Origin of the sequence: Chitinophaga sp. RCC_12 (genome assembly GCF_041360695.1) — a bacterium.
Lineage (GTDB): Bacteria > Bacteroidota > Bacteroidia > Chitinophagales > Chitinophagaceae > Chitinophaga.
In genome coordinates, this window is sequence record NZ_JBFUPS010000005.1 from 1 (window position 1) to 24,790 (window position 24,790).

Annotated in this window: 21 protein-coding genes; 14 read left to right on the forward strand and 7 right to left on the reverse strand. The window is 48.0% G+C overall.

Annotation, left to right across the window (positions count from 1 at the left end):
- The 5 genes from AB6805_RS15870 to AB6805_RS15890 form a co-directional block, all read right to left on the reverse strand.
- A partial coding sequence (locus AB6805_RS15870; protein ID WP_370910410.1) for a beta strand repeat-containing protein occupies positions 1 to 5,045 on the reverse strand: 5,045 nt, incomplete at its 3' end.
- 92 nt (positions 5,046 to 5,137) lie between these two features.
- The gene (locus AB6805_RS15875; RefSeq protein WP_370910411.1) at positions 5,138 to 6,280 is read right to left on the reverse strand and encodes an ABC transporter substrate-binding protein; all 1,143 of its coding nucleotides are present in this window, start codon (positions 6,278 to 6,280) and stop codon (positions 5,138 to 5,140) included.
- Positions 6,281 to 6,290: 10 nt separating this feature from the next.
- On the reverse strand, positions 6,291 to 6,875 hold the full coding sequence (locus AB6805_RS15880) for a phage tail protein (protein WP_370910412.1): 585 nt from the start codon (positions 6,873 to 6,875) through the stop codon (positions 6,291 to 6,293).
- 29 nt (positions 6,876 to 6,904) lie between these two features.
- The gene (locus tag AB6805_RS15885; protein ID WP_370910413.1) at positions 6,905 to 7,459 is read right to left on the reverse strand and encodes a phage tail protein; all 555 of its coding nucleotides are present in this window, start codon (positions 7,457 to 7,459) and stop codon (positions 6,905 to 6,907) included.
- Positions 7,460 to 7,470: 11 nt separating this feature from the next.
- Entirely contained in the window at positions 7,471 to 8,037 is a 567-nt protein-coding gene (locus tag AB6805_RS15890) for a phage tail protein (protein ID WP_370910414.1), read from the reverse strand.
- Positions 8,038 to 8,198: 161 nt separating this feature from the next.
- Here AB6805_RS15890 and AB6805_RS15895 point away from each other — a divergent pair, with 161 nt between their 5' ends.
- Positions 8,199 to 9,047 (forward strand): metallophosphoesterase, encoded by an 849-nt coding sequence (locus AB6805_RS15895; protein WP_370910415.1) that lies wholly within the window; start codon positions 8,199 to 8,201, stop codon positions 9,045 to 9,047.
- Between the two features lie 5 nt (positions 9,048 to 9,052).
- On the opposite strand, the gene AB6805_RS15900 is transcribed toward AB6805_RS15895, so the two are convergent.
- On the reverse strand, positions 9,053 to 9,883 hold the full coding sequence (locus tag AB6805_RS15900; protein ID WP_370910416.1) for an acetolactate decarboxylase: 831 nt from the start codon (positions 9,881 to 9,883) through the stop codon (positions 9,053 to 9,055).
- Positions 9,884 to 9,997: 114 nt separating this feature from the next.
- On the opposite strand from AB6805_RS15900, the gene AB6805_RS15905 reads away from it, so the two are divergent.
- Positions 9,998 to 10,693, forward strand: coding sequence for an EcsC family protein (locus AB6805_RS15905; RefSeq protein WP_370910417.1), 696 nt, complete (start codon positions 9,998 to 10,000; stop codon positions 10,691 to 10,693).
- Positions 10,694 to 10,700: 7 nt separating this feature from the next.
- On the opposite strand, the gene AB6805_RS15910 is transcribed toward AB6805_RS15905, so the two are convergent.
- On the reverse strand, positions 10,701 to 11,081 hold the full coding sequence (locus AB6805_RS15910; protein ID WP_370910418.1) for a SnoaL-like domain-containing protein: 381 nt from the start codon (positions 11,079 to 11,081) through the stop codon (positions 10,701 to 10,703).
- A 149-nt stretch (positions 11,082 to 11,230) separates the two neighbouring features.
- Between AB6805_RS15910 and AB6805_RS15915 the strand changes: the two genes are divergently transcribed.
- From AB6805_RS15915 to AB6805_RS15970, 12 genes are all read left to right on the forward strand, one after another.
- A complete protein-coding gene (locus AB6805_RS15915; protein WP_370910419.1) occupies positions 11,231 to 12,229 on the forward strand; it encodes a GlxA family transcriptional regulator in 999 nt (332 codons plus the stop codon).
- 166 nt (positions 12,230 to 12,395) lie between these two features.
- Positions 12,396 to 13,574, forward strand: coding sequence for a hypothetical protein (locus tag AB6805_RS15920; protein WP_370910420.1), 1,179 nt, complete (start codon positions 12,396 to 12,398; stop codon positions 13,572 to 13,574).
- An 87-nt stretch (positions 13,575 to 13,661) separates the two neighbouring features.
- Entirely contained in the window at positions 13,662 to 14,249 is a 588-nt protein-coding gene (locus tag AB6805_RS15925) for a helix-turn-helix domain-containing protein (RefSeq protein WP_370910421.1), read from the forward strand.
- Between the two features lie 78 nt (positions 14,250 to 14,327).
- Complete coding sequence (locus tag AB6805_RS15930; protein ID WP_370910422.1) at positions 14,328 to 16,598, forward strand: heavy metal translocating P-type ATPase; 2,271 nt, start codon at positions 14,328 to 14,330, stop codon at positions 16,596 to 16,598.
- Positions 16,599 to 16,616: 18 nt separating this feature from the next.
- Complete coding sequence (locus tag AB6805_RS15935) at positions 16,617 to 17,666, forward strand: 2Fe-2S iron-sulfur cluster-binding protein (protein WP_370910423.1); 1,050 nt, start codon at positions 16,617 to 16,619, stop codon at positions 17,664 to 17,666.
- Positions 17,667 to 17,717: 51 nt separating this feature from the next.
- Positions 17,718 to 19,073 carry a hypothetical protein gene (locus AB6805_RS15940; protein ID WP_370910424.1) on the forward strand — a complete coding sequence of 452 codons (1,356 nt, stop codon included), beginning with the start codon at positions 17,718 to 17,720 and terminating at the stop codon, positions 19,071 to 19,073.
- A 50-nt stretch (positions 19,074 to 19,123) separates the two neighbouring features.
- Complete coding sequence (locus AB6805_RS15945; RefSeq protein WP_370910425.1) at positions 19,124 to 19,981, forward strand: helix-turn-helix domain-containing protein; 858 nt, start codon at positions 19,124 to 19,126, stop codon at positions 19,979 to 19,981.
- 95 nt (positions 19,982 to 20,076) lie between these two features.
- Positions 20,077 to 20,718 carry a class I SAM-dependent methyltransferase gene (locus AB6805_RS15950; protein WP_370910426.1) on the forward strand — a complete coding sequence of 214 codons (642 nt, stop codon included), beginning with the start codon at positions 20,077 to 20,079 and terminating at the stop codon, positions 20,716 to 20,718.
- A 165-nt stretch (positions 20,719 to 20,883) separates the two neighbouring features.
- Positions 20,884 to 22,047, forward strand: a complete 1,164-nt coding sequence (locus AB6805_RS15955) for an acyltransferase family protein (protein ID WP_370910427.1) — start codon at positions 20,884 to 20,886, stop codon at positions 22,045 to 22,047.
- A 534-nt stretch (positions 22,048 to 22,581) separates the two neighbouring features.
- Entirely contained in the window at positions 22,582 to 22,836 is a 255-nt protein-coding gene (locus tag AB6805_RS15960; RefSeq protein ID WP_370910428.1) for a hypothetical protein, read from the forward strand.
- A gap of 57 nt (positions 22,837 to 22,893) precedes the next feature.
- Positions 22,894 to 23,508: an RNA polymerase sigma factor gene (locus AB6805_RS15965; RefSeq protein WP_370910429.1), complete on the forward strand. Its 615-nt coding sequence runs from the start codon at positions 22,894 to 22,896 to the stop codon at positions 23,506 to 23,508.
- Between the two features lie 64 nt (positions 23,509 to 23,572).
- Positions 23,573 to 24,697, forward strand: a complete 1,125-nt coding sequence (locus AB6805_RS15970; protein ID WP_370910430.1) for a FecR family protein — start codon at positions 23,573 to 23,575, stop codon at positions 24,695 to 24,697.
- Positions 24,698 to 24,790 lie beyond the last annotated feature (93 nt).

Here is a 24,790-nt window from a genome sequence, read left to right on the forward strand (position 1 = left end):
GCCGGCGCTACCTGGAACGACTGGCTCACCGCTGCTGCCGCCGTGTAATTGGCGTCACCTGCCTGTGTAGCGCTTATGGTTACATTGCCCGCGCCAGTGATGGTAACGGTATTACCGCTCACCGTAGCCGGACCGGCAGTTACGACGTAAGTTACCGTCAACCCTGCATCGCCGGTAGCGCTGAGCGCAAAGGCTGCATCGCCATATGTTTTACCAGAGATAGCCGGAAAGCTGATAGTTTGAGATGCCTTTGTAATAGTAAGCGATCCATCGGTAAAGCTGAAGTCGTAGTTAGCGGCTGTTAATGTACCAGCAGTCACCGTAATCGGATAAACACCGGGCACGCTGTTGATGTCAGCGGTATGGGTAATGGCGGCATCGCCACTTACTACACTGCTGTTTTCTCCGCTAACAAAACCGGTAACAGTATAATCCGGTGTTGGATTAGTTTGTTTGTATACCCTGTTTTTATCATTAGCCGTTACCGTTAGTGTGGCCTTGGCAACGTTGAATGTTTGTGTTGCCTGCGTGGCCGGCGAGTAATTGCCGTTGCCTGCCTGGTCAGCCGCAATGGTTACACTGCCTGCGCCGGTAATGGTAACAATATTGCCGCTGATGGTGGCCGGACCACTTACCACGCTGTAGCTCACCGCTAAGCTACTGCTGCTGGTGGCGCTGAGTGTAAACGCATCACCATATGTTTTATCAACGATAGCCGGGAAGGTGATGGTTTGCGGCGCCAGTCCAACCGTTAAGCTGCCATTTACAGCAGAGAAGGTATAATTGGTCGCTGTCAACGGAGTTATATCCACAGTAATAGGATATACCCCCGGCACGCTGCTGTTATCAGCACTGGTGCTGAGTCCTGGCGTACCATTCACCACGCTGCTGTTTTCATTATTTACAAATCCAGCGATGGTATAAGTGAGCGGCGGATTATTAGCGCCGTATGCTTTTTGTTTATCATCCGCAGTTACGGTCAGCGTGGCCGGCGCTACCTGGAACGACTGGCTCACCGCTGCTGCTGCCGTGTAGTTGGCGTCACCTGCCTGTGTAGCGCTTATGGTTACATTGCCCGCGCCGATGATGGTAACAGTGTTGCCGCTCACCGTAGCCGGACCTGCAGTTACGGCGTAAGTTACTGTCAACCCTGCATCGCTGGTGGCGCTGAGCGTAAAGGCTGCATCGCCATATATTTTGTTAGAAATAACCGGGAAGCTGATAGTTTGAGATGCCTTTGTAATAGTAAGCGATCCATCGGCAAAGCTGAAGTCGTAGTTAGGGGCTGTTAATGTACCAGCAGTCACCGTAATCGGATAAACACCCGGCGCGCTGTTGATATCAGCAGTATGGGTGATGGTGGCATCACCACTTACTACACTGCTGTTTTCGCCGTTTACAAAACCGGTGATCGTATAATCCGGTGTTGGATTAGTTTGTTTGTATACCCTGTTTTTATCACTAGCCGTTACCGTTAGTATGGCTTTGGCAATGCTGAATGTTTGTGATGCCTGCGTCGCCGGCGAGTAATTGCCATTACCTGCCTGATCAGCAGTGATAGTTACATTGCCCGCGCCGGTGAATGTGAGGACATTACCGCTGAGTGTTGCGGGCCCGCTTACCACGTTATAAGTGATAGGCAAACCTGCGTCGCTGTTGGTGTTAAGCGTAACCTGCGCACTGCCGTAGGTTTTATTGCCTATTGCCGGGAAGGTAATGGTTTGAGGCGCTGTTGTTACCGTCAGCAGTCCGTTTACAGGAATGATGCTGTAGTTTACAGCACTCAGCGAGGCGGCGTTGGTCACCTGGATCGGGTAACCACCCGGCGCACTGCTGGCATCTGCCGTAGTACTGAGCAGCGGGGTGCCTGTTACTACGCTGTTATCATCTCCATTCACCAGCCCATTGTAGGTATAGGTTAATGCAGGATTATTTTCTCCATATAACCGTTGTTTGTTATCTGCATTTACAAATAATGATTTTTTCAAAACGGTAAACCCGCCTGTGACAACGGTTGCCGGATCGTAATCCGTGTCGCCGCTTTGTGTAGCCGTTACCGTTACATTTCCTGTGCCTGTAATGGTAAGGATGTTCCCGCTGACGGTAGCCGGACCAGCAACACTGAAGGCCACTGTGAGACCGGAGGTACTGGTAGCGTTCAGGGTAAAAGGAGCGTCGCCATATGTTTTATCCGTTAAGGTGCTGAGGGTGATTACCTGTGGTGCTTTGGTAACTGTGAGCGTACCTGGTTTGAAGCTGAACTGGTAATTGGTGGCAGTAGAGGTACCGGCGCTTATGGTGATAGGGTAGTCGCCGGTATGACTATCAATATCCGCTGTAGTGCTGATGCTCGCATCACCGTTTATCACGCTGCTGTTGTCGCCGTTCACGAAGCCGGTAATGGTATAATCCAATACAGGATTAGCCTGCTTATACGGCCTGTTCTTATCGTTTGCTGTTATCGTGAGAATGGCCCTGGCTACGTTAAATGTTTGTGTTACCTGTGGTGCTGCGGTGTAATTGGTATTTCCCGGTTGATCGGCGGTAACGGTTACATTGCCTCCGCCGGTAATGGTGAGCGTGTTACCGCTCACCGTAGCCGGACCTGACACCACGTTGTAAATGATAGGTAAACCTGCATCCGTATTAAGTGGCAAGGTAATCGGTGCCGCACCATAAACCACACCGGATGGTGCAGGGAAGGTGATGGTTTGCTGCTGTTGCGTAATGGTTAATATACCACCCGCTCCCGACAAAGTGTAATTATCAGCAGTAGCATTGCTCAGATCCGTAGTAATAGCATAGGTGCCAACGTTGCTGTTGATATCAGCTGCCCAGATGGCATCTACTGTGCCGTTGATAGCATTCGCATCATCTGTGTAGGCAAACCCGGTATAGGTAAACGTAGGGGTGGGGTTCGCCGTTTTATACGGCCGGCTGGCATCATCTGATTTTATGGTCAGCGCTTTTTTCGCGACGGTAACAGGTCTTGTTACAGGTGTTGCAGGCAGATAAATATTGGTAGCAGCTGCGTGAGCGGTGATCACCGCCGTACCTGCACCGGTCGTTTTTATTTTCCCGTTCAGGGTGTCTGCTACGGCCGTATTGCCGGAAGTATAAGTAATGATACCATCTCCGGTAGTAGTTGCCTTCGGATCAATATCTATATCACCGTAGGTAATAACTGGAGTAGCAGGGAAGGCCGGGAAAGTGATCGTTTGTGGTATTGCCTGTATTTCATATGCGCCCAGGTCAATAACAGTATTGCTGATACGTGTTTTCCTGTCAAGATCCAATGTATCTGCCTGTGCGGCATAGCCTGCATCGTTGGTTTGCGGATCGCCTTTGTTGATGCCATAGTTGACGGGCGTTAACCGCAGATCCCCGGTGCTAAGGTTGTTGAATACCACATCAGGAGTAGCCTGCGAAGTACCTGCGCTGGCATAATACAGGTTGCCAAAAATGCTGTAACGGATGTTTGGAGTGGGACCGGAATAATCGCCCCCGCTACCGGAAGAAGTATTTTTAGCTACCATGCTGTTATACGAAGTGAAGGTGCCGCTGCTGGATATAGCGGACCCTCCGGAGGTATTGCCTCCCACGGTAACATTGGTAAGAGTGGTATTGCCGGAGCTTCTTATAGCGGCTCCGTCAAGCACGGCATTGTTGCCAAAGAACACGCAGTTGACCAGTTGCAGTAAGCCGCCGGATTGGTTAACAGCGCCGCCATATTGGGCGCTGTAGTTTCCGTAAAATTGACAATTCTTTATTGTCAGTGTGGCATTCGTGGCGTCTATACCACCACCGGCATTACTGGCCTGGCCTCCGGTAATGATGAGGCCATCCAGTATGCTTTCTGCGCTGAGAAAGCCCACCGTTATCACGCGACGGCTGTTGGCGCCCCGGATATTCGCTGTATTCAGAACAACGTTATTGGTAAGCCGGTCATTTCCATCCACATCCCCGCTCAGGATTACCGGGTTGACCGGAATATTCCGGTCGGCCAATTTAGTTTCATTACCTATAAAACCACCATAAACGGCTACGCCGGAAGGTATAGTAAATGTAGCCAGGGTGTTCCCCGAGTAATCAGGTTTATAAGTACCTGCGGCTACCCATATTTTTGTAATACCATTCAGCGGCTCTGCGGCGGCTTTGAGTGCAGTCGACAATTCAACCACCGGCCTGGCCCAGCTGCTGCCGTCGCCGTTTATGGGAAATATTTTGTTTACATATACAATGCCGTTGACATCGGGGTTCACTACCGTCAGGGAACACGTTGGTGTGACGGCAAGATTTAATGCGGCAGGGGCTGGCGCTGATAAGGTATAGTCCTTCGTCCAGTTGGTGGTGTCCTGTATAAAGGCTCGCAGGCGGGCCGAAGTACCGATAGTTAACGAACAATTATACCGTGCATTCACTGCGTTTACGCTGGGAAAATTGAGAACGCTGGTAGTGGCTGGTTTTGTTGATTTGGAAGATGTGAATTCATCCGCAGCAAGAGATGCTTCCCAGGTGTTGCGGTTCACATTGATACCGGCAATGATATTCGGATTACCTGAACTACCGGTGAAAGCAAACAACTGATCACCTGCAATACCAAGACTGATATATTCTTTATTGGTTAGTGCGGCGCTGTTGGCGGTAGGGGTGGAATTGGTCAGGTTAACTACGCCGGAAGAGGCAGTAGGGCTATATTTACAGTAAATAGTTACTCGTGTTCCTACCGCCATTTTGCTGGTGCCTGGCGACCATTGAAGAATACCATCTGTTTTGGAGCCGGTGGAGACGTCGGTGGAAATAGACTGAAAGCCGGTACCTGTCCACCCAAGATCTGTAAAATAAATGATTGTATTAGCCGGGCACTCACGGAGCAGTACAAACGAAAACGCATCATTCTGTATGCTGCCGGTATTGTCGTCGTCATAAATATTCACGCCGGTAAAAACAAGATCGCCTGGGCCAAAGGCCTGCGCCTTTGCGCAGGTAGCAATGCCTGTGAGTAATAATAGGGATATCAGGGTTCTGCGTAAAAATAACTTCATAAAAAGGCGAGCCTTAGGTATAAGAAATATATAGACATGCACCCTGTTGTTCAGGATGTTAAATTGCTTGAAAGTACCTCACCTGATCTTTATCAGGCGCAGAGGTAAGTGTTGATCCAGCCGGAAGACACACCTTGTATCTCCGTGTTCACAATTTCCTGCCAGATCTGCGCGGTGTTATCTGTTCCGCCAATTATTTCCGGCTCAAACGCCTCATTTGTTTTCACCAGCCATGCAGGTGCCATCATGTGGTGAGTGGCTGCATCCATATGCAGGGGACCGCGGGGACTATCCAGTGTTACGTCGTGGAGCGTCAACAGGATCTCCCGTGCCCGGAATCGATGTGTATCTGCCGTATTATAAATATGTTCAAGGATAATACCGGTGCTCCAGCCGTGCATACCAGGTAAGTTTGCATCGCGGCCGGTATAAGCGGTAAACTGCGTTTTCAGTAGTTCGTTAGCGCTATTTTTGAGAGATGAAATCCACGGAACATACCCGCTCACCTGGAACGGTATTTCCAGGTGACCATGCACTGTTGACAGGGTTTCATCCAGCAACATGGGGCTGGCGAATACCTGCAGGCCCTCCGTTACATCCGATGCCTGCAACTGCTGAAGAAAACAATGCGCCAGGTCCCCGTTATAAACCGCCAGCAACGTTTGTACATGTGCGTTAGTACGCAGGAAGTGATGCAGTGGTGTGGAATCAAATTCCTTCACTTTATACTGGCTTACGAAATTGTAGGCAACACTGCCGCCGCTATCGGCGAACGACTGCACCAGCGCGTGATTATGAGAATAGCCGCCGTCATAAAACGAAGTACATACCGCGGCATCCTTTGAGAGGGTGGCAGCGTAGATTCCGGTCAGCCGGCATTGAATGGTATTATTAAGTGTGTGCGACAGTACTGTTGGATGGGGTTCCCATTCATGCATATATTTTGCGCCATTGTGTACCAGCAATACGAGGCGGTTCAACGACTTTGCCAGTGCGGCTATATTGCTTACTGCCGGTTGATCTGCATATACCACCAGTACATCGGCATGGTGTTCCAGCAGCATTTTTTCTGCCTGTTCCATTACCATTTCAGCGTTGGTGCCAAACCCGATATTGGCGGTAAACCATGTAACAGGTACGCCCCGGTGTTGCAGATAAACCTCCATGCCCTGGAGGAAGTCGTGCTGCAACAGCGGATGAAATGTAGATCTGGGTAGTAGTGCTCCTATTTTCATATGCTGGTTCTTAAGGTGTAGGAAATACGCCAAACAGGGAAATGATAAAATTTACCACCAGGTATGATTGCATATTATCGGTGGGGGCTGTACCACCGGTTGGCTGTACCGTCATTATTAACGAATCACCGGCTGGCGACATGCCCGTGTGTTCAACCTGTAAGGGCGCCAACCTTTTGGTAGTGCTTTTAACAGTACTGTAAATTTTTTCTGATGGGGTGATGGCAAAAGAACGATTCTGTGGGTTGATGGCATTTGCGTGATTTTCTCCCAGGGCAGGTAAAAATACCGGTCCGGAAATAAAATGCATATGCGGCGGAAGGTTATCGGAAGCCAAGGTGACGGTTTCTTCTCCTCCCTTTTCGCCAATTTGATAAGTTAAACCACTGGAGGAATCGCTACCCATATGCAGCGGCACCCTGCCACGCAGATCCGGCAAACCAAAAACAGACTGGCCATCCCCGCCATAGGTAGTGCCAATAAGTTGAAACAGTACATCGTTTTCTGAAATGGGAAGTAATTGCCCATCGCAAAAGGCCCATCCAAGCGGTGCAAAATTTCCGGCAAATATTCTTATTTCTCCTACAAAAGGCATTCGTATCAGTGTTTGAGTGTGATCGTTTATTATTGACGGGGAGGGAATACTCCTGCCATCGATATAGCAAACATAATAGTGAGGGTTGGTTGACAATTATTCACCGGTGCATTGCCGCCAGCTCCTGCTGCCCGCATTCTTGACCTCAGATCTGCCATTGTCCCGGTGCCGGCTGTTTTACCATAGGGAAGTCCCGAAGGCGCTATGCCAGGATAATTGTTGATAGGATTATTGGTATTATTATTTTCGCCTGCCGGCAAAGACAACGGTCGCCGCTTGATCAGATGCGTATGCACCGGCATTTGGTTGATGGTGAGCTGGTTTTCATTGGCGCCCGCCATTTCGCCAAGCTCCCGCTGTGTCAGATCAGGGCCCTGGCCGGCCCCGATGGGAACTCTTCCCTGCATGTCCGGCAGGGCAAAAGTGCTCTTGCCATCCCCTCCGTAGTAGGTACCCAGGATGGAGAAAAGTCCGATGTTCTGAGAAATAGGAAGCAGTTGTCCGTCACAAAACGCAAAATTTTTAGGCGCAAAATTGAAAGGGACCATAATGATTTCACCAACGAATGGATCGGTTGCTGACATATATTTAAAAATCAGGTGGTTGAAGGAAATATGCCTGTCAGGGCAATGATATAATTCAGGGTGAGGTAAGGCATCATGTTGTTAACAGGTGTATTCGGAGAGGGATTGGTCTCTGTAGCTAATGCACCATTCGCCGTGTCTGCTGCAAGGTCGCCGCCCTGTACCGTGGCCATTTGTTCATCCGCGTTGTCGCTGTACCTGGAGCTGGAGGCAACGGGTGCAGGATAGGCATTGGCAGAAGAATCGGTATTTGCCGCAGCTCCCACGGGCAGTTTAAGTACAGCGGTAACGCCGTGTTCATGTACTGGAAGATTGGCAACGGTGACGGTCGTAGTAACCTTGCCGGTTACTGTTCCCCGGATATGGCCCGCGTCCTGGTGCATAGGGATACGTCCTCTCAGGTTGGGCAATGCAAAATTAACCCGGCCATCGCCGCCGAACGCAGTACCCAACAAGGAAAATAAAGCCTGATTCTGGTTAATGGGAAGTAATTGCCCATTACATAACGCGTAGTCTCTCGGCGCAAAATTAAAAGCCACTAAAAAGATCTCTGACAGGTAGGGAGTAGAGTCATTCATAATCGTTGTATCTGGTATTGCAAGGGATATTAGTCGTGTTATCTATGAAAAACTGCCATAAAAGTATATTTTATTTTTTTTTCAAAGTAATATTTATTTGCTTTAACAAGAAATCAACGGAAGTGTTTATCTTCACATCACTTTTTCCAGTTCCCTATATTATGAATAAAGAACGCCGTTCCTTTCTACGGAATACATCTCTCGTAACAGGTTTATTGCTGTTGCAGAATCCCCTCAGAGCGCTGACTTCCACTTCAGAAAACGCGACTTATCTTCCCGGCGATAACCGGGAACTCCTGATCTGGCATACCAACGACCTGCATGGCCAGCTGGCCGGTCACCGCCCGGCAGGAGATCAGGGCGTGTTCCTGGACGCAGGCGATTTTACCAGTGGAACGGATAACGTGAACGCCTGTATGGAAATAATAAAGGCCATGAATAAAGCCGGTTATCATGCAGCCACTATCGGTAACCGCGAACTGGCCAACGGCCAGGCTGCATTGGCGGCGCTGATTCCACATATGCAATTCGCCCTGGTAAATTGCAACTACCGTTTTACCGATCCATCACTCGCACGCCAGGTGGTACGTCACAAAATCGTATATGCGGGCTCGTTAAAAGTAGGTATCACGGGTGTGGGGCCGCAGCTGCCGGATGTCCCCGGTGTCACCTTCCTCCCGCCGGTAGCAGCTGCCGACGAAGTGGCCGCTAAGCTTAAAAAAGAACATGGCTGCCACGTAGTGATCTGCCTTTCCCACCTCGGCTTTAAACAACCCGGTGAAACAGCAGATAACGCTGATATGGCTACCAGGTCTACGCATATCGATTTTGTAATAGGGGGTCATCAGCAGAAGATGATTACGACTACTTCCGTGTTAAGGAACATGGCAGGCAATGAGGTATACCTCAGCCAGGCCGGATGGAACGGGATGATGACCGGAAAAATGAAAATGTTTTTCAATGAGGACCGCCAGGGTTGCGGTATTCAACCCGGCAGCCTGATGTCCTGATAAAGTTATTTTGCAGCACCTCTTTCCACACTTTTTATATCTTCCTGCCGGTCCTTTTTAAAATCGAACTGGTTAAACGCCGGGGTCGCCGGCACCTGAACGGTGTAGCTGTCGAGCTCAGATATTTCGATGGCGATATCACCGGTGATAAGGTCAACGATATGGCCGCCAGCATCTTTCTGATCTGAAAGATAATGAAAGTGATAACCGGAGATATTGGTGTTGTCCATGTATACTGGCAAACGGTAACCTACCAGGTCGCCGCTGCTTTCTTTATATTGAAAAAAATGCTGCCGGTCCAGCATACCCGCCAGTTGCGGATAAGGTTGCCCGTTCACCGGCGGGAAAGCCCTTGTTTTCAGATACCTGAACTTGCCTTTAATATGAATGGCGTACATGCCGTTCACGTTAGGCATGATACTGTCGAGATAATGATAAAAGGTAGTCTTGTTCATGCTGTCCCGCACATGTATCACGGTATTGGCCCGGAAGAAATTAACCATGCAAAATGGAACGCGGTGATGCTGATCTGCTATCTCAAAAGTCTTCCCGGTAAACTGCGTTTGATAAACCTTACCGTTTAATACCAATAGTTCTCCATCAAGTTTATCCGGTGCGCCTAACCCGAAATCGCCTTTTGTTTTTAGCGAGTCAACAGGGTAGAAGCCATCGTACAGGCCACCCATTAATCCACTGGCCACTCCGGCGGTGAAAAGGTGATGGTATTCAGCCGGTGGGTGTTGCGCCATTGTATAAGAAGGGCACACCAGTAAAAGGGCGATCAGTTTCTTTTTATGAAGGAACAGGCGGCTGATAAATGCTGGGAAAGTAACCATAAGATATGTGATGAGCCTGCAAGTTATAATAAAAATACCGCTTACAGCCGTCACTTTTTTCGGATACCGCCTGTCTTCTTTTTTGTAATTTCGGGTATGTTATATGAACAGCGGATGAAAGTAGAACTAGAGATCTGGCAGCATAAAATGCAGGACCGGCCTTCTCTGGCAGACCGGTTATCCCGGTCGGTGCAGTCACGCATTAACCGCATGATCCCGCAAAAAGTGCATGACGCCATTACCGTTACCATTAAACAAATGGTGCGGGGCGTGCTGTTCGGTTCTATGTACACCGTACCCAACCAGCCTGTTTTTGCTTCGTTGTATGATTTGGAAGAAGCGGTGCTTCGCCGGGTGGATTTTTACCGGAAAACGGCTGCCGCTGAAGGCGGACTTACCGGCGCCGGCGGGTTTTTATGGGGCCTTGCTGATTTCCCGATACTGCTTGGCATGAAACTGAAACTGCTTTTTGACATCGCCACCTTTTATGGCTTTGATGTAAAAGATTATAAGGAACGGTTGTATATCCTCTATATTTTCCAGCTGGCCTTCAGCAGCCAGGAACACCGGCAAAACGTGTATGAGTGTATTGTGGACTGGAAAGACAAAAGCAGCCGGTTACCGGAAGACATTCACAGTTTCGATTGGCAACAATTCCAGATCGAATACCGTGATCATATTGATTTGGCTAAGATGGGACAGTTGCTTCCCGTAGTGGGCGCGGCTGTGGGCGTAGTGGTAAATTACCGCCTCGTCACAAAACTCGGCACTACGGCTATGAATGCCTACCGGATGCGGATACTGGACTAGCAGCAGCTTAATAGAAGAATCGCTCTGATATAATCTGTCCGTCTTTTACTTCATATAACATGATCTCATCGATCTGTATTCTTCCAAATCCTTCTACGGTAACATCCATATTCCGGCCTACGGAAAAATAATTACCACCCACAACAGGCTCGGTGGTATGAGCGCCGTGAACATCCCGGATTTTTGATACAAAGTCCTTACCTTTTTGGCGGACGGCCGCTATGCCCTCCGCATAGCCAAAGTAGAGAGAATGGGGCGGGTCTATGCTTTTTACATTATCTGCAAAAAACTCCTCCTGGATTTCAAACCACAATTCCTGTTGAGCCAGTTCATTGAATCGTGCGGCCACTTCCTGGGTTGTCATGATGGTATTGGTTACTGTTGACATAAAATTCAGATTTATTGAGTGATGTATACCCGGCCATTACCGGTTACTTTTAACACCATAAAAGTAGACCTCCTCCCGGGATGAAATAAGTGGCAGAAATGACAAAAAAGAAGGCGATATTGCCATATCTTTGACATAAAAGAACTGCCTTGCGTATTGCTATTCTGGATTATAAAGATGCGGTTCCAACGTGCGTGACAGGCCCTGCTGACATATGGGGTGGCCTCAGCAGGATGTATCCGTTGGCAACCAGTATACCCTTAAAGGAGAACATTGAGATCGATTTTATTGCCGAAGCGGATGGCCAGCTTACCAGGCGTCCACAGGGAGGCAATAAGGCCGAAAAGCTTGGTCCGCGCGACCGGTACCGGCTAATTATCATTCCTGCCATGCGCTATGATAAGATCGACGAGGTGATTGCCCGGGAAGGCCGGCTGGTAGCATGGCTGAAGCAGCAACGCCAGAAAGGCGCCGACCTGGCCAGCATTTGCGTGGGCGCTTTCCTGCTCGCAGAAACAGGCTTGCTGAACGACAAAAAAGCCACCACTAACTGGCTGTTTGCCGACCGGTTCCAACAGCGCTATCCGGCTATCAGTGTACAGGACGATAAGATCATCGTGGACGAAGGACCGGTATGCTCCTGCGGAGGCGCATTTAGCTTCACCACCTTTATGATCTACCTGATAGAAAAATTAATAGGGCACGAAGAAGCCGTGATGGCCTCAAAAATACTGATGATCAACACACACGGGGATTCACAGCTGGCATTCTCCGTGTTCCGCTTCCAGCATGATCATGTGGATGATCCGGTAAAAAAAATACAACAGTTCATCGAAGCGAACTACGGGGAAACCATCATCCTGGAAAAGCTGGCCAGCGACCATCATATGAGCGTGAGGAACTTCATCCGCCGCTTCAGACAGGCAACCGGCAATACCCCCATGGAATACCTGCAGCGCGTGCGTATTGAGGCTGCGAAAAAGCTGCTGGAAAATACCCGGGAAAGCGTTGAGAGCGTAGCACTGCAATGCGGTTATGAAGATATCAGCTTCTTCCGGAAAGTTTTCCGCCGCCAGGTAGACATGAGTCCGAAAGAATATCACCTTAAATACGGCAAGCTTTCAGAACGGCAGGGATTAAAAGCGTAAACTACTTTACTTTAGGGAACAAGACAAGATATCCATATTTAAATCAGTCCGCATATACAAAACTCAACCGGTTGAACGTATATTGTTGAATACCCGCAACAGTTATGCAGGAGATAACAAGAAACTGAACCAAATGAAAAAATACTGCGCTTTAATATCCTGTCTTTTGATATTAATTTCCAATCATTCCTTTTCGCAGCACCTGGAAAAAAAGCAACTGCTGGAAGACTTAATGTACTACCGGGATACCCTTCCGGTAAAGCACAAAAATCTGTTTAATAAAATCAGCAAAACTGAATTTGAAAATAAAGTTGCCGGTGTAGCAGGGAAAATTGACACCCTGAATGATGAAACCTTTATGGTGGAACTTTTCAGGTTAAATGTGTTAATCGGCGATGAACATACCAGGATCGAACCGCCCTTCAAAACTGCTTTGCCTGTAAAGTTTACGGTGTTCGACGACGGTATTTTTGTTACCGGTATTGATCCGCAGCAATCAACTGCGCTTTTATCTAAACTAATAGCCATTAACGGGCATTCCATCGATGAAATCAACAGGAAATTTAAAGAAGTAATTAAGGCGGATAATCAATCTTATTTTGAAGTCTATGAACAACAATTGCTGAATAACCCCTCTTTTCTCAAAGGCCTGGGCATTCTAAGCTCGGATGAAAGCGCCGCATTCACGCTGCAAAGCCATGATGGCGAAGTACACCAGGTAATACTTACAGCCGTAAACAAAGACAGCCTGAACATAGCCCTGCCCGCCCAATACGGCGCCATGTTGCCCTACAGGGAGCAAAATAAAGACTATTGGTATGAGTACGACTCCGCAACAAAAACGATCTATTTCAACTTCGTTCATTGCAACGACGATGAACAGCATCCATTCGCGCAGTTTAATGAGGAACTGTTTTCAAAAATAAACAGCTTACATCCCGCTAAAATTATTGTTGACCTCCGGTTTAACAGCGGAGGAAATTCCGGCGTACTGAGACCTTTTATCGACAGTATTAAACATAGTTATTTAAATAAGAAGGCGCATTTTTATGTGCTCATCGGGAAACAAACTTTTTCTTCTGCCCTGATGAATGCCGTTGAATTTAAAAGATATACCAATGCCATTTTAGTGGGACAAATGACCAGCGGCAACATCAACCACTATGGAGAAGTACGTGGATTCCGGCTTCCGAACACGAAGATCGTAATCGGTTATTCAACCAGGTATTGGGAAAACTGGAAAGGTAAAAAGGGAGCGTTAATGCCCGATAAAGCGATTACCTACCATTCCCTGAATTTTATTAATAACAAAGATGAAGCGCTGGAGTATATCTATAAACAGTAAATTATAATTATATAAACATTCTCCTGAATTTTATAATACCCCTGCAGGTATAATAGCTGAACTTTGCATAGCTCAAATACTGTTTATATGCTAAGTAACTATAAGATATTTATTAAGGGAATGGTTTGCGACAGGTGTATCCTTGCGGTGAAAGAGGCGCTGCACGAGCTGCGGATACCGGTAACCAGCATTGCGCTGGGGCAGGTAACCACCATAACGGCATTATCTGAACCGGATATGGATGCGCTCCGGGAGAAATTAGCGCTGCTGGGATTCACCCTGCTGGAAGATAAAAAGACGAAGCTGGTAAGAGACGTTAAGGCCCTGATCGACCAGGTGTATTCGGGATCTTATGACTTCCCGGATAACTTCAGGTTTTCAGATGTAGTATCCGGCGCGCTGAATAAGGAGTATAGTGTAATCAGCAATATTTTTTCAGAAGCGGAAGGCGTTACCCTGGAGAAGTATATCAAAGAATACCGTGTAGAGAAAGTAAAGGAATTACTGGTTTATACCGATGAAACCCTTTCAGACATTGCCTTTAAACTGGGTTATAGCAGCGGGGCCCATCTGTCCCGGCAGTTTAAAGATCAAACCGGCCTCAATACCTCTCACTTTAAAGAAATCAGGAAAGCAAAGCAGGCCCTGACCCATCATCCTGACAGCCGGTCTTAAAATTATATACAATTCCCCTTGAATAGTGTAACGTACGTGCCCTGGCAGCAGCGTAGTTTTGTAGAAAATCAGCAATATATGTCATCAGCTATATCATTACAGGAACCAACCACCACCAGGAAACACACTGCCGGTACTACAAAAGAAACCTTTCCCGTGTTGGAAATGACCTGTGCGGCATGTGCCGTTAGTGTGGAGTCCATGTTGAAATCGGTGCCCGGCGTACAGGATGCCGGCGTTAACTTCGCCAACCAAACCGCCTGGGTACAATACGATCATGCCGCTGTTACCCCTGAAATGCTGCAAAACAGCGTCCGTTCGGTAGGGTACGACCTGGTGATAGACAAAGAAAACCAGGATGAAGTAAAGGAAGAAGCACAGCAGCGTCACTATCGGGAGGTAAAACAACGTACTATCTGGGCATCTGTATTATCGCTTCCCATTGTTATCATCGGGATGTTCTTTATGAATATGCCATACGGCAACTGGATCATGATGGCGCTTGCCACCCCGGTGGTGTTCTTCCTGGGCCGCAACTTTTTCATCAATGCCTGGAAACAGGCCAGGCACCGGAAAGCCAATATGGATACACTGGTAGCGCTGAGTACCGGTATCGCCTGGTTGTTCAGTGCCTTTAATACAATATACCCGGAATTCTGGCACCAGCGCGGATTACATGCACATGTGTATTTTGAAGCGGCCGCTGTGGTCATTGCATTTATATCACTTGGTAAACTCCTGGAAGAAAAAGCCAAATCCAACACCTCGTCTGCTATAAAAAAACTCATCGGTTTGCAACCCAAAACGGTACTGCTGGTAGATGAATCCGGCGAAACGCGCGAAATTCCTGTCTCCGCTGTAAAAGTCCAGGACCTGCTGCTGGTAAAACCGGGAGAAAAGATCCCGGTAGACGGAAAGCTGGCAGACGGGACTTCTTACGTGGATGAAAGTATGATCACCGGTGAACCGCTGCCAGTGGCTAAACATGCCGGTGATACAGTATTTGCCGGTACCATCAATCAGAAAGGCAGTTTCCGTTTCCGTGCAGAAAAAGTAGGCGCGGACACACTCCTGGCCCAGATTATCAAAATGGTGCAGGAGGCACAGGGTAGCAAAGCGCCCGTTCAGAAGCTGGTCGACAGGATCGCAGGTATCTTTGTACCCGTGGTAATAGGTATTGCGATCCTTACATTCGTTTCGTGGATGGTGTTTGGCGGCGATAATGCTTTCACCCATGCACTGCTTACCTCGGTAACGGTATTGGTAATCGCTTGTCCATGTGCATTAGGACTGGCAACACCCACCGCCATCATGGTAGGAGTAGGGAAAGGCGCCGAAAATAATATCCTTATTAAAGATGCGGAAAGCCTGGAGCTGGCGCATAAAGTGAATGCCATTATCCTCGATAAAACCGGCACCATCACGGAAGGTAAACCGGTGGTAACCGACCTGGTGTGGCATGCACCCGCTAATACCCATTCCGCAGCCCAATCAGTATTGTATGCACTTGAACAACAGTCGGAACACCCGCTGGCGGAAGCTGTGGTATTGTACCTGAAAAACAACGGCGCAATACCCGCTAAGTTATCGGGCTTTGAAAGCCTTACCGGTAAAGGGATACAAGGCGCTTTTGAACAAACCGTTTACCTGGTGGGTAACCGCAAACTGATGGAGGAGAACAATGTCACTATCGATCCGCAACAGGCAGCACAAGCCGCTGCCTTGCAGGAAGATGCCAAAACAGTGATCTATTTTGCTGCAGGCAAACAACTGCTGGCGGTCATCGCTATCGCCGATAAAATAAAAGAAACCTCCAGGGAAGCGATTGCATCTTTACAAAAACAGGGCATTGAGGTATATATGCTCACGGGTGATAACACCCATACTGCCGCTGCGGTAGCCAGGAAGGTAGGATTGAAGCACTATCAAGCAGAAGTACTCCCTTCCCATAAAGCTGCATTTGTAAAAGAATTGCAGCAATCCGGAAAAGTGGTGGCGATGGTGGGCGATGGTATCAACGACTCACAGGCACTGGCCCAGGCGGACGTAAGTATTGCCATGGGCAAGGGATCGGATATCGCCATGGATGTGGCTAAAATGACGTTGATTACCTCAGATCTCAATAGCATTCCAAAAGCGCTGAAGCTGTCGCGGAAAACGGTTAGCACCATTAAACAGAATCTTTTCTGGGCATTCATCTACAACATTATTGGTATTCCCATTGCCGCCGGTGTTTTATTCCCTGTCAACGGATTTTTATTAGATCCTATGATTGCCGGCGCTGCGATGGCCCTCAGCTCAGTAAGTGTGGTCAGCAATAGTTTGCGTTTAAAAGCCGCACGTCTTTAAAATAAATCATCAGAAAGCATGAACAATGTACAGATCTGGCGCACCGCGGGTATCATCCGGGAAACTGCCTCCACCATCACCATAAAGTTTGATACCGGCGGCCAGCCTTTTATATATCAACCTGGTCAGTTTATCAATCTAACATTAACGATCAACGGCGCCACTGTTACCAGGTCTTATTCTTTAAGCACAGTCTATGGCAGGGATAAACAACCAGCCATTACCGTAAAAAGAGTAGCCGGTGGCATCATGAGCAACTATATTGCCGATAAGGCGCCGGCCATTGAACACTGGACCGTATCCGGTCCCTATGGTTCATTTACACCCGTAGCCGGTAGCTATCTGGCAAAACATATTGTGTTGCTGGCCGGCGGAAGCGGTATCACACCCTTGTATGCCATTGCCAGGTCGGTGATCGATACCGCTCCGGACACGCATGTTACACTCATCTACGCCAGCCGCACACCGGATGAAATTATATTCAGAGATGACATTGCACAGTGGAAGGAGGACTACCGGGAACGGATCAACGTTTATCATGCGATATCAGTTTATGAAGAAGCAGCTGCCCCGGAATTTATTAAAGGCAGGCTGGGCAAACTGGTTACCCGTAAGCTTATTCAACAGGCAGTAACCGATCCCGGTGAGGGGGGGCACTATTTTATCTGCGGCCCTGCGGGCCTGATGAAAATGCAGCAGGAAGTGCTGCAAGCGCTGCAAGTACCGGCAGATCGTATTTTCATGGAATGGTTTTCCCCGGATAGTAGCAAAGAAGAGGAAGTATTGCCCGGTACTGCACAGGAAGTATTGCTGCATTTTTACGAACAGAGCAACCTGCTGGACGTGGCCGCCGGCAAAACGATTCTCGAAGCGGCGCTGGAAGACAGGATACCCTTGCCATATTCCTGCAAAGGAGGTACCTGCGGCATTTGTGCGGCGAAACTCACTGCCGGGAAAGTAAAAATGCGCGGCAATTATGCGCTCAGGCAACAGGAGCTGGATGAAGGAATGGTGCTGCTTTGCCAGAGCTTTCCACTTACGGATGATGTGACGGTAGAGATAGGCTAAAGTGGCATAATACTCGCGGGATCACTCGCGATAATTTCTCAAACAATTGTTATGAGCAAAGTATTCCCCTTATTGATGTTGTTGCTTTCCTGCATTGTGCTGGCACAGGCACAGCATGAACATCATAAGCCTGCTAACAACACCGGTAAGCAACAGGATACCAGCATACACTTTTATACCGGTATGGAAGATATACAGATGGATGTTCCCATGAGCCACGCCTTCTCTTTAAATCTTCCTATGAGCCGGAACGGCTCCGGTACCGGCTGGTTGCCGGATGCATCTCCGATGTATGGTTATATGCTGCATTCTAAAAATTGGATGTACATGATTCATGGTAACCTGTTTCTGCGATATACCAACCAGGATATAGGAAGCAAAGGCTCCAGGGGTGATCAGAAATTTGATGCGCCCAATTGGTTTATGCTGATGGCCCAACGTAAAGTGGGCGCAAGGGGACTATTTCATTATAATGTGATGGTTTCCCTGGACCCGCTTACCGAAGGAGGCGCCGGATATCCTTTGCTGTTCCAGTCCGGCGAAAGCTGGAAGGGACAACCACTGGTCGACCGCCAGCATCCGCATGACCTGTTTTCTGAATTATCCGTCAGTTACAGTTATGCGTTCTCAAAAAAAGTAGACGCCTTCGCTTATTTCGGCTATCCGGGTGAACCGGCATTGGGATCCGTTGCCTTCATGCATCGTCCGTCTGCGCTGGCAAACCCGGATGCGCCTGTCAGTCACCACTGGAACGACGGAACGCATATCACTTTCGGAGTGGCTACCCTCGGTGTGCGCGTGGATAAGTTTAAACTGGAAGGGTCGCTCTTTACAGGAAGGGAACCTGACGAGAACAGGTATAATTTCGATAAAATGAGATTTGATTCCTGGAGTGGCAGGCTATCCTTTAACCCTTCCCGCAACTGGGCATTCCAGGTGTCACACGGCTACGTTAAAAGCCCCGAAGCGCTTCATCCCGGTGAAGATGTTAACCGGACTACCGCTTCCGCCATATTCAGCCTGCCTATGCGCAATGATAACCGGATGAATGTAACAACGCTGTGGGGCCTGAATAAAACGCCCGGTCATGAAGGAGAGAACGCGTTCCTGCTGGAAGGAGCATGGCAGATGAAGAAAGCAGCGGTTTATACCCGCTACGAATGGGTACAGAAATCAGTGGAAGAATTAGATCTCGATCCTGCGAAGTATGGTGATGCCCTGTTTCCGGTTAACGCACTTACCGCAGGGGTGAGTTACGACCTGCTGAATATTGCAAAAACGCGGCTTGCATTGGGTGGGCAGCTGAGCGTTTTCTTTGATGATAAATCCCTGCATGATTTGTATGGCAAAAATCCGCTGGCGCTCCAGGTATATTTAAGGATCTATCCGGGGCTTATGAAAATGTAATTACATTTGACTCACATTGCAGCAATAATAATTTACTGGAGTGCAGTTAAATGGAAAAGATACCTGTCAGACATATTACTACGACGCAACAAGGTACGGATGCTGCTGAAGGCTTCGGCATCCGGGATCTTCAGACATTACTGGACGGGGAGGACATGGTGCAGGAGTATCACCGGCACGACTTCTTTTATATGCTTGTTTTGGAGAAGGGAAGCGGTAGTCATGATATTGACTTCACCCGCTATGTGATCGGCGACTATGCTGTTTTTTTTCTTCGCCCGGGCCAGGTACACCGGTTAGTATTGAAAGCAGGCAGCACCGGGTACATGATGCATTTCAATGACGGATTCTGTTTCTCTCATCACAAAGTATCCAGCCAGTTATTACGCAGGGCAGGAAATATCAACCACTATCAGCTCAATCCGGCCGCGTTTCAGAAATTGCAGGCGATATTAACTGATATCTTCCGGGAATATACCGGCAAACAGGAAAACTACCGGCATGTTATTAAGGCCCACCTGGATGTGTTGTTTATCGAGCTGATAAGACAGTACAGCGATCATTCTCACAATAATGTAAACCTCTACAGGCAGGAACAACTGGATGCATTCTTAGGTCTTTTGGAGACGCATGTTTTAAACTGTAAGCAGGTATCCCAATATGCCGCGATGCTGAACCTTTCCAGCTATCAGCTGAATGCCATCACCAGGGCAACGGTAGGTAAAACCTGTTCAGCACTTATTAATGAATATATTATACTGGAAGCCAAAAGACAGCTACTGGCTACGTCGGGGCAGGTAAACCAGATAGCGGATCATCTTGGATACGAAGATGTTTCCTATTTCATCAGGTTCTTCAAAAAGCATACAGGCTATTCACCCGAAACGTTCAGGCGCGATTACAAATAAGTCCTATACTACTACATTTTTGTCCTACTCCTCCGTGTGCCGCTCCCATTACCTTTGCGGAAACCCTCTCATTTTTTAATTATAAATCAACGTATATGAATCAATCCTGGGATGAGCAATACAAGAATATGTGGGACGACCGGTATAAAAACAACGAGTACGCCTATGGGAAAGCCCCGAATGAATTTTTCAGCGAATGGCTGCAACAATTTGAGCCGGGCGCTATACTGATGCCGGCAGACGGAGAAGGCCGCAACGGTGTATTCGCAGCGCAGCTTGGATGGAAGGTCACTTCATTTGACCTGAGTGCAGCAGGGAAATCGAAGGCATTGCAACTGGCCGCAGCAAACCATGTTAGCCTGGAATATATTGTCGGCGACCTGGAGCAGCTGACGTTTGAAAAGGAGTCATTCGATGCTATCGGGCTGGTGTATGCGCACTTCGCCGCCACAAAGAAATCCATATTTCACCAACAATTGAGCAGCTACCTCAAACCTGGCGGCATCATTATTTTAGAGGCTTTCAGTAAAAAGCATGTGGATCTGAAGAAGCTGAATCCTGCTGTGGGTGGGCCAACAGATATGGATATGCTGCTTTCCAAAGCAGAGATAGCAGCAGACTTTGAGAACTATGATATACTGACACTGGAGGAAGAAGAAATCCTTTTAAGTGAAGGGCAATGTCATATAGGAAAAGGCGCTGTAGTAAGATTTACGGGAAGAAAGCGGGGCCGGTAATTAAATGTTAGGAATAACAATGTTGATAATCAATCTTTTAGTTGCTGATATAATGGGCTAATTTTCCTGCAGATTAATTTTAGAAAAAGTTAGCGCCATTTTTATTAGCTTGTATGCTGCCAAAATCGTTTGAAATTATACACTAATCGTTTGATCTCTTCAACAATGAGCACATTAACAGCATTGCCAGTGGAAACCGGAGAGGCCCCGGCAGCAATAAACCGTGACAATGAAAAAAAAGGCCGGCTTTACTCATTAGATGCCCTCCGGGGATTTGATATGTTCTGGATTATGGGTGGCGGCTCCATCTTTCATGAAATGGCGAAGGCAACAGGATCCCCTTTCTGGGGCGCCATCGCCATACAGCTTGAACATCCTGCGTGGAACGGATTTCATTTCTATGATCTGATATTCCCGCTTTTCCTGTTCATGGCCGGTGTTTCCACGCCGTATTCGGTAGGCAGGGAACTGGAAAAAGGTAAAAGCCGCACCCAGCTGCTGTTGCGTGTAATAAAAAGAGGACTGGTACTGGTGGTGCTGGGTGTTATTTATAATAACGGCCTGCAATTGCAGCCGGTATCGCAAATAAGATTTTGCAGCGTTTTAGGCCGTATCGGCCTGGCTTATATGTTTGCCAACATCATTTACCTGTACACAAAGGAACGGGCGCAAATGATCTGGTTCGTAGGTATCCTGGTCGCATATTGGCTGCTGCTGAAGTTTACAGCGGCGCCGGGATTTTCGCCCGGTGATCTTACCATGGAAGGTAATTTTGCATCGTACGTCGACCGTCTCGTTGTTCCCGGTAAATTGTATCTCGGTATCCATGATCCGGAAGGATTTACCTCCACCTTCCCGGCTATCAGCACCGCAATGTTGGGGATTCTCACCGGTAATTTATTACGGAACAGCATCATGGCCCCGGTAAAGAAAGTAGGCGTAATGGCCCTTACAGGCGTCGTTTTTTTAGTGCTGGCCCAGTTGTGGAACCTTGATTTTCCCATCAATAAAAATCTGTGGACCAGTTCATTTGTGTTGCAGGTAGGCGGTATCAGCCTGTTGTTGCTCGCGCTTTTCTATTATGTTATTGATATTGCAGGGTACAAAAAATGGGCTTTCTTTTTCCGCGTGATTGGAATGAACTCTATTCTCATCTATATTTCCGGACACTTTATCGACTGGAACTATAGCAATGATGTATTTTTTAAATGGCTTGGGCAGTTGGTAGGAGACCCGTTCGGAGCGGTGGCCCTAAGCATCTCCCTGGTATTTTTAAAATGGTTGTTCCTGTATTTTATGTATAAACAGAAGTTGTTCCTGAAAGTTTAGTTTAACAACGATATGATAAAAGCATGGTATCATCCGAAAGGAAGATGCCATGCTTTTTTATGTAATATTTCTTATTTTAGAGCAGATTAGTACTTCGTAGCCCCGACAATTATTCCTTATCCCTAATAGTTACACATGAAAAAGTTCCTTTCATTATTATTCCTGTAACCTATAGCAGATCTGTATGCCCAATCGCCCGATACTATCCTGATCGACTACCAGCATTTACCCAAATCAGGGATAAAGCATCGCGTAAAGCATGGAAACCTGGTGGTACTGGAAATCATTAATATCAATAAAAGCCGCTACAACATCCAGGTAAATTAAATAATACCAGTACCAATTTTTTCGTGCAGCAACCGGCCATCCTCTCAAAACTCGATGGATCAACCGTTGATCCTGGTACCGCAGATGATCCTAAACCCGCAGGTGGCGCCGCATTTTCATTTAACGATGGTGTTTTGAAATCCGGACGAACCAGCTGTATCAGCAGCAGAAATTCCAGGAGGCGCTGGATCAGATCAGATCGACAAGTTGTTTGATAGGGTCAGCAACAACCAGCTACCGGTGATGTTTAATAACAGGGGACTGATAAAACTGAAGTTAAACCAACAGATGTCTGCTTTGGAAGATTTCAATGAGGCAATAAAGATTAATAATAACCGCGCTGAATTTTTTGAGAACAGGGGACACCTCAAAACGCAGCTGGGCAATGAGAGCAATGTCGAAGAGGCACAGAAAGACATCAACAGGGCTAAGCTGCTGAAACAACAGCAGCGGGTGCAATGATAAAGCGAACCATCCCGTTCAGGGATGGTTTTTTATTTTCCGTATCTTGCAAACGGATTGGCTAGTTCACATTTTTCGCAATATCACCGGGTACCGCTCTCCAACGAACATTTACTGGTACAGGCAGCCGCCGATGGCGACCAGGATGCCTATGCGCAATTGTACACCTGGTATTACCCCAATCTGCAGGTAGCCGTTAACTTTATTACACAGGACCGCCATGAAACCGACGAGGTTTTACAGGAAACATTTCTCCGGATCTGGAAGATCCGGGAAAAACTGTTGCTGGTGAAGTCCTTCGAAAATTATGCTTTCCGGATTGCCCGCAACCTGGTATTTGATCTGTTAAGACGGAAAAAAGTACATCTCCGGGCGATGGAAACACTGGAACAGCGCGCCTCAGCAGCGGATATGCCGGATGCGCTGGAGTATAAGGAATTACATGAAACGGCCCTGCGGGCCATTAATGGCCTCGACAAACAAAAGCGCGACATTTTCCTGCTGCGCACCGAAGAAGGACTAAGCTTTGAAGAAATTGCCGCCCGGTACGGCATCGCCGTGGTTACGGTGAAAAAACATTACTATGCCGCCTTCCATACCTTAAAGTCCGTGCTGGAACAGCACGGCGGACCTGTTGCTATCCTTTTCCTGCTTTGGCTTAACGGGAAATAAAAAAAATCCCTTTTTGGCGTATACGAATACAATAGGTGTTCGTCTGTAGTATATAGTGCCATCTATGAACAACGGGAATAAAATAGCGCTTTTAAATAAATACCGGAGCGGTACGCTGACGGAACAGGAAGAAATGGAATTTTTTTCCTGGTACGAAACCGTGTCTGCGGAAGAATTTCATCAGCAATTACAAGCGGCATCAGGACCAGTGTTGTACGAAGAAGCCTCCCCGGCTTTCCTGGAACAGCTCCGGCGCCGGTTGCAGGAACAGGACCGGGCAAAGGTCCGCAGGATGCGGATATGGTGGCCCGCCGCCGCGGCCGCAGTACTGGCCGCCATCCTGGTATTTACATTACGCCCCGGAACAACTGTAAAAGAACTGGCCGTGAAAGCAGATGTAGCGCCGGGTCACAGCGGGGCCATGCTCACCCTGGCAGATGGTAAGCAAATTACGCTCGACAGCATAGGCAACGGCATCCTCGCCAACCAGAACGGCACCACCGTGATCATGCAAAACGGAGGGCTCAGTTACGATGCCGGCAAAGCTTCGGGCATAGCGTATAATACCGTAAGCACACCCCGGGCAAGGCAGTTCCGGCTTACATTGCCGGACGGCTCCCAGGTATGGCTCAATGCCGCCAGCACTATCCGTTACCCCACGGCCTTCACAGGAAATGAACGGAAAGTGGAAGTAAAAGGAGAGGCGTATTTTGAAGTAGCGAAAGATGCTGCAAAACCCTTCCGCGTACAAATCAATAACCAGGCGACGCTGGAAGTGTTGGGCACGCACTTTAATATCAATGCCTATGACGATGAAACCAGCATCCGGGCTACGCTCCTGGAGGGCAGCGTTAAAATAAGTCTCCGGACCGAGGCGGCTATATTGCAGCCGGGGCAACAAGCGGAAGTAAACAGCAACATAAAAATAAACAATCAGGTTAATACCGCCCAGGTAGTTGCCTGGAAAGAAGGCACCTTTAATTTCGACCAGCTGGGAATCGCCGAAGTCATGCGGCAGTTATCCCGGTGGTATAATATAGAAGTAGTATACGAGGGGGCCATTCCCACCAGGAAGTTCTATGGTGAAATAGGCCGGAACCTTAGCCTGTCGCAGGTTCTGGAAGGATTAAAAGCATCCGGGGTGAATTTCCGGATAGAAGCCGGCAACCGGCTGGTAGTATTACCGTAAGTATTTTTCCCTATACTAAAAAACCGCTCTGAGGTAGGATTCAGAGCGGCCTATAGCCAGGGTGAACGATAGACAATTAATTCGTGTCAACTG

What these genes read in the sequence shown, in the direction of transcription:
- AB6805_RS15905 (WP_370910417.1), top strand. Translation starts at nt 9,998, where the DNA reads ATGAAAGTAGAACTAGAGATCTGGCAGCATAAAATGCAGGACCGGCCT.
- AB6805_RS15935 (WP_370910423.1), top strand. Translation starts at nt 16,617, where the DNA reads ATGAACAATGTACAGATCTGGCGCACCGCGGGTATCATCCGGGAAACT.
- AB6805_RS15875 (WP_370910411.1), bottom strand. Translation starts at nt 6,280, where the DNA reads ATGAAAATAGGAGCACTACTACCCAGATCTACATTTCATCCGCTGTTG.
- AB6805_RS15940 (WP_370910424.1), top strand. Translation starts at nt 17,718, where the DNA reads ATGAGCAAAGTATTCCCCTTATTGATGTTGTTGCTTTCCTGCATTGTG.
- AB6805_RS15945 (WP_370910425.1), top strand. Translation starts at nt 19,124, where the DNA reads ATGGAAAAGATACCTGTCAGACATATTACTACGACGCAACAAGGTACG.
- AB6805_RS15885 (WP_370910413.1), bottom strand. Translation starts at nt 7,459, where the DNA reads ATGTCAGCAACCGATCCATTCGTTGGTGAAATCATTATGGTCCCTTTC.
- AB6805_RS15900 (WP_370910416.1), bottom strand. Translation starts at nt 9,883, where the DNA reads ATGGTTACTTTCCCAGCATTTATCAGCCGCCTGTTCCTTCATAAAAAG.
- AB6805_RS15890 (WP_370910414.1), bottom strand. Translation starts at nt 8,037, where the DNA reads ATGAATGACTCTACTCCCTACCTGTCAGAGATCTTTTTAGTGGCTTTT.
- AB6805_RS15950 (WP_370910426.1), top strand. Translation starts at nt 20,077, where the DNA reads ATGAATCAATCCTGGGATGAGCAATACAAGAATATGTGGGACGACCGG.
- AB6805_RS15970 (WP_370910430.1), top strand. Translation starts at nt 23,573, where the DNA reads ATGAACAACGGGAATAAAATAGCGCTTTTAAATAAATACCGGAGCGGT.
- AB6805_RS15895 (WP_370910415.1), top strand. Translation starts at nt 8,199, where the DNA reads ATGAATAAAGAACGCCGTTCCTTTCTACGGAATACATCTCTCGTAACA.
- AB6805_RS15955 (WP_370910427.1), top strand. Translation starts at nt 20,884, where the DNA reads ATGAGCACATTAACAGCATTGCCAGTGGAAACCGGAGAGGCCCCGGCA.
- AB6805_RS15930 (WP_370910422.1), top strand. Translation starts at nt 14,328, where the DNA reads ATGTCATCAGCTATATCATTACAGGAACCAACCACCACCAGGAAACAC.
- AB6805_RS15925 (WP_370910421.1), top strand. Translation starts at nt 13,662, where the DNA reads ATGCTAAGTAACTATAAGATATTTATTAAGGGAATGGTTTGCGACAGG.
- AB6805_RS15880 (WP_370910412.1), bottom strand. Translation starts at nt 6,875, where the DNA reads ATGCCTTTTGTAGGAGAAATAAGAATATTTGCCGGAAATTTTGCACCG.
- AB6805_RS15910 (WP_370910418.1), bottom strand. Translation starts at nt 11,081, where the DNA reads ATGTCAACAGTAACCAATACCATCATGACAACCCAGGAAGTGGCCGCA.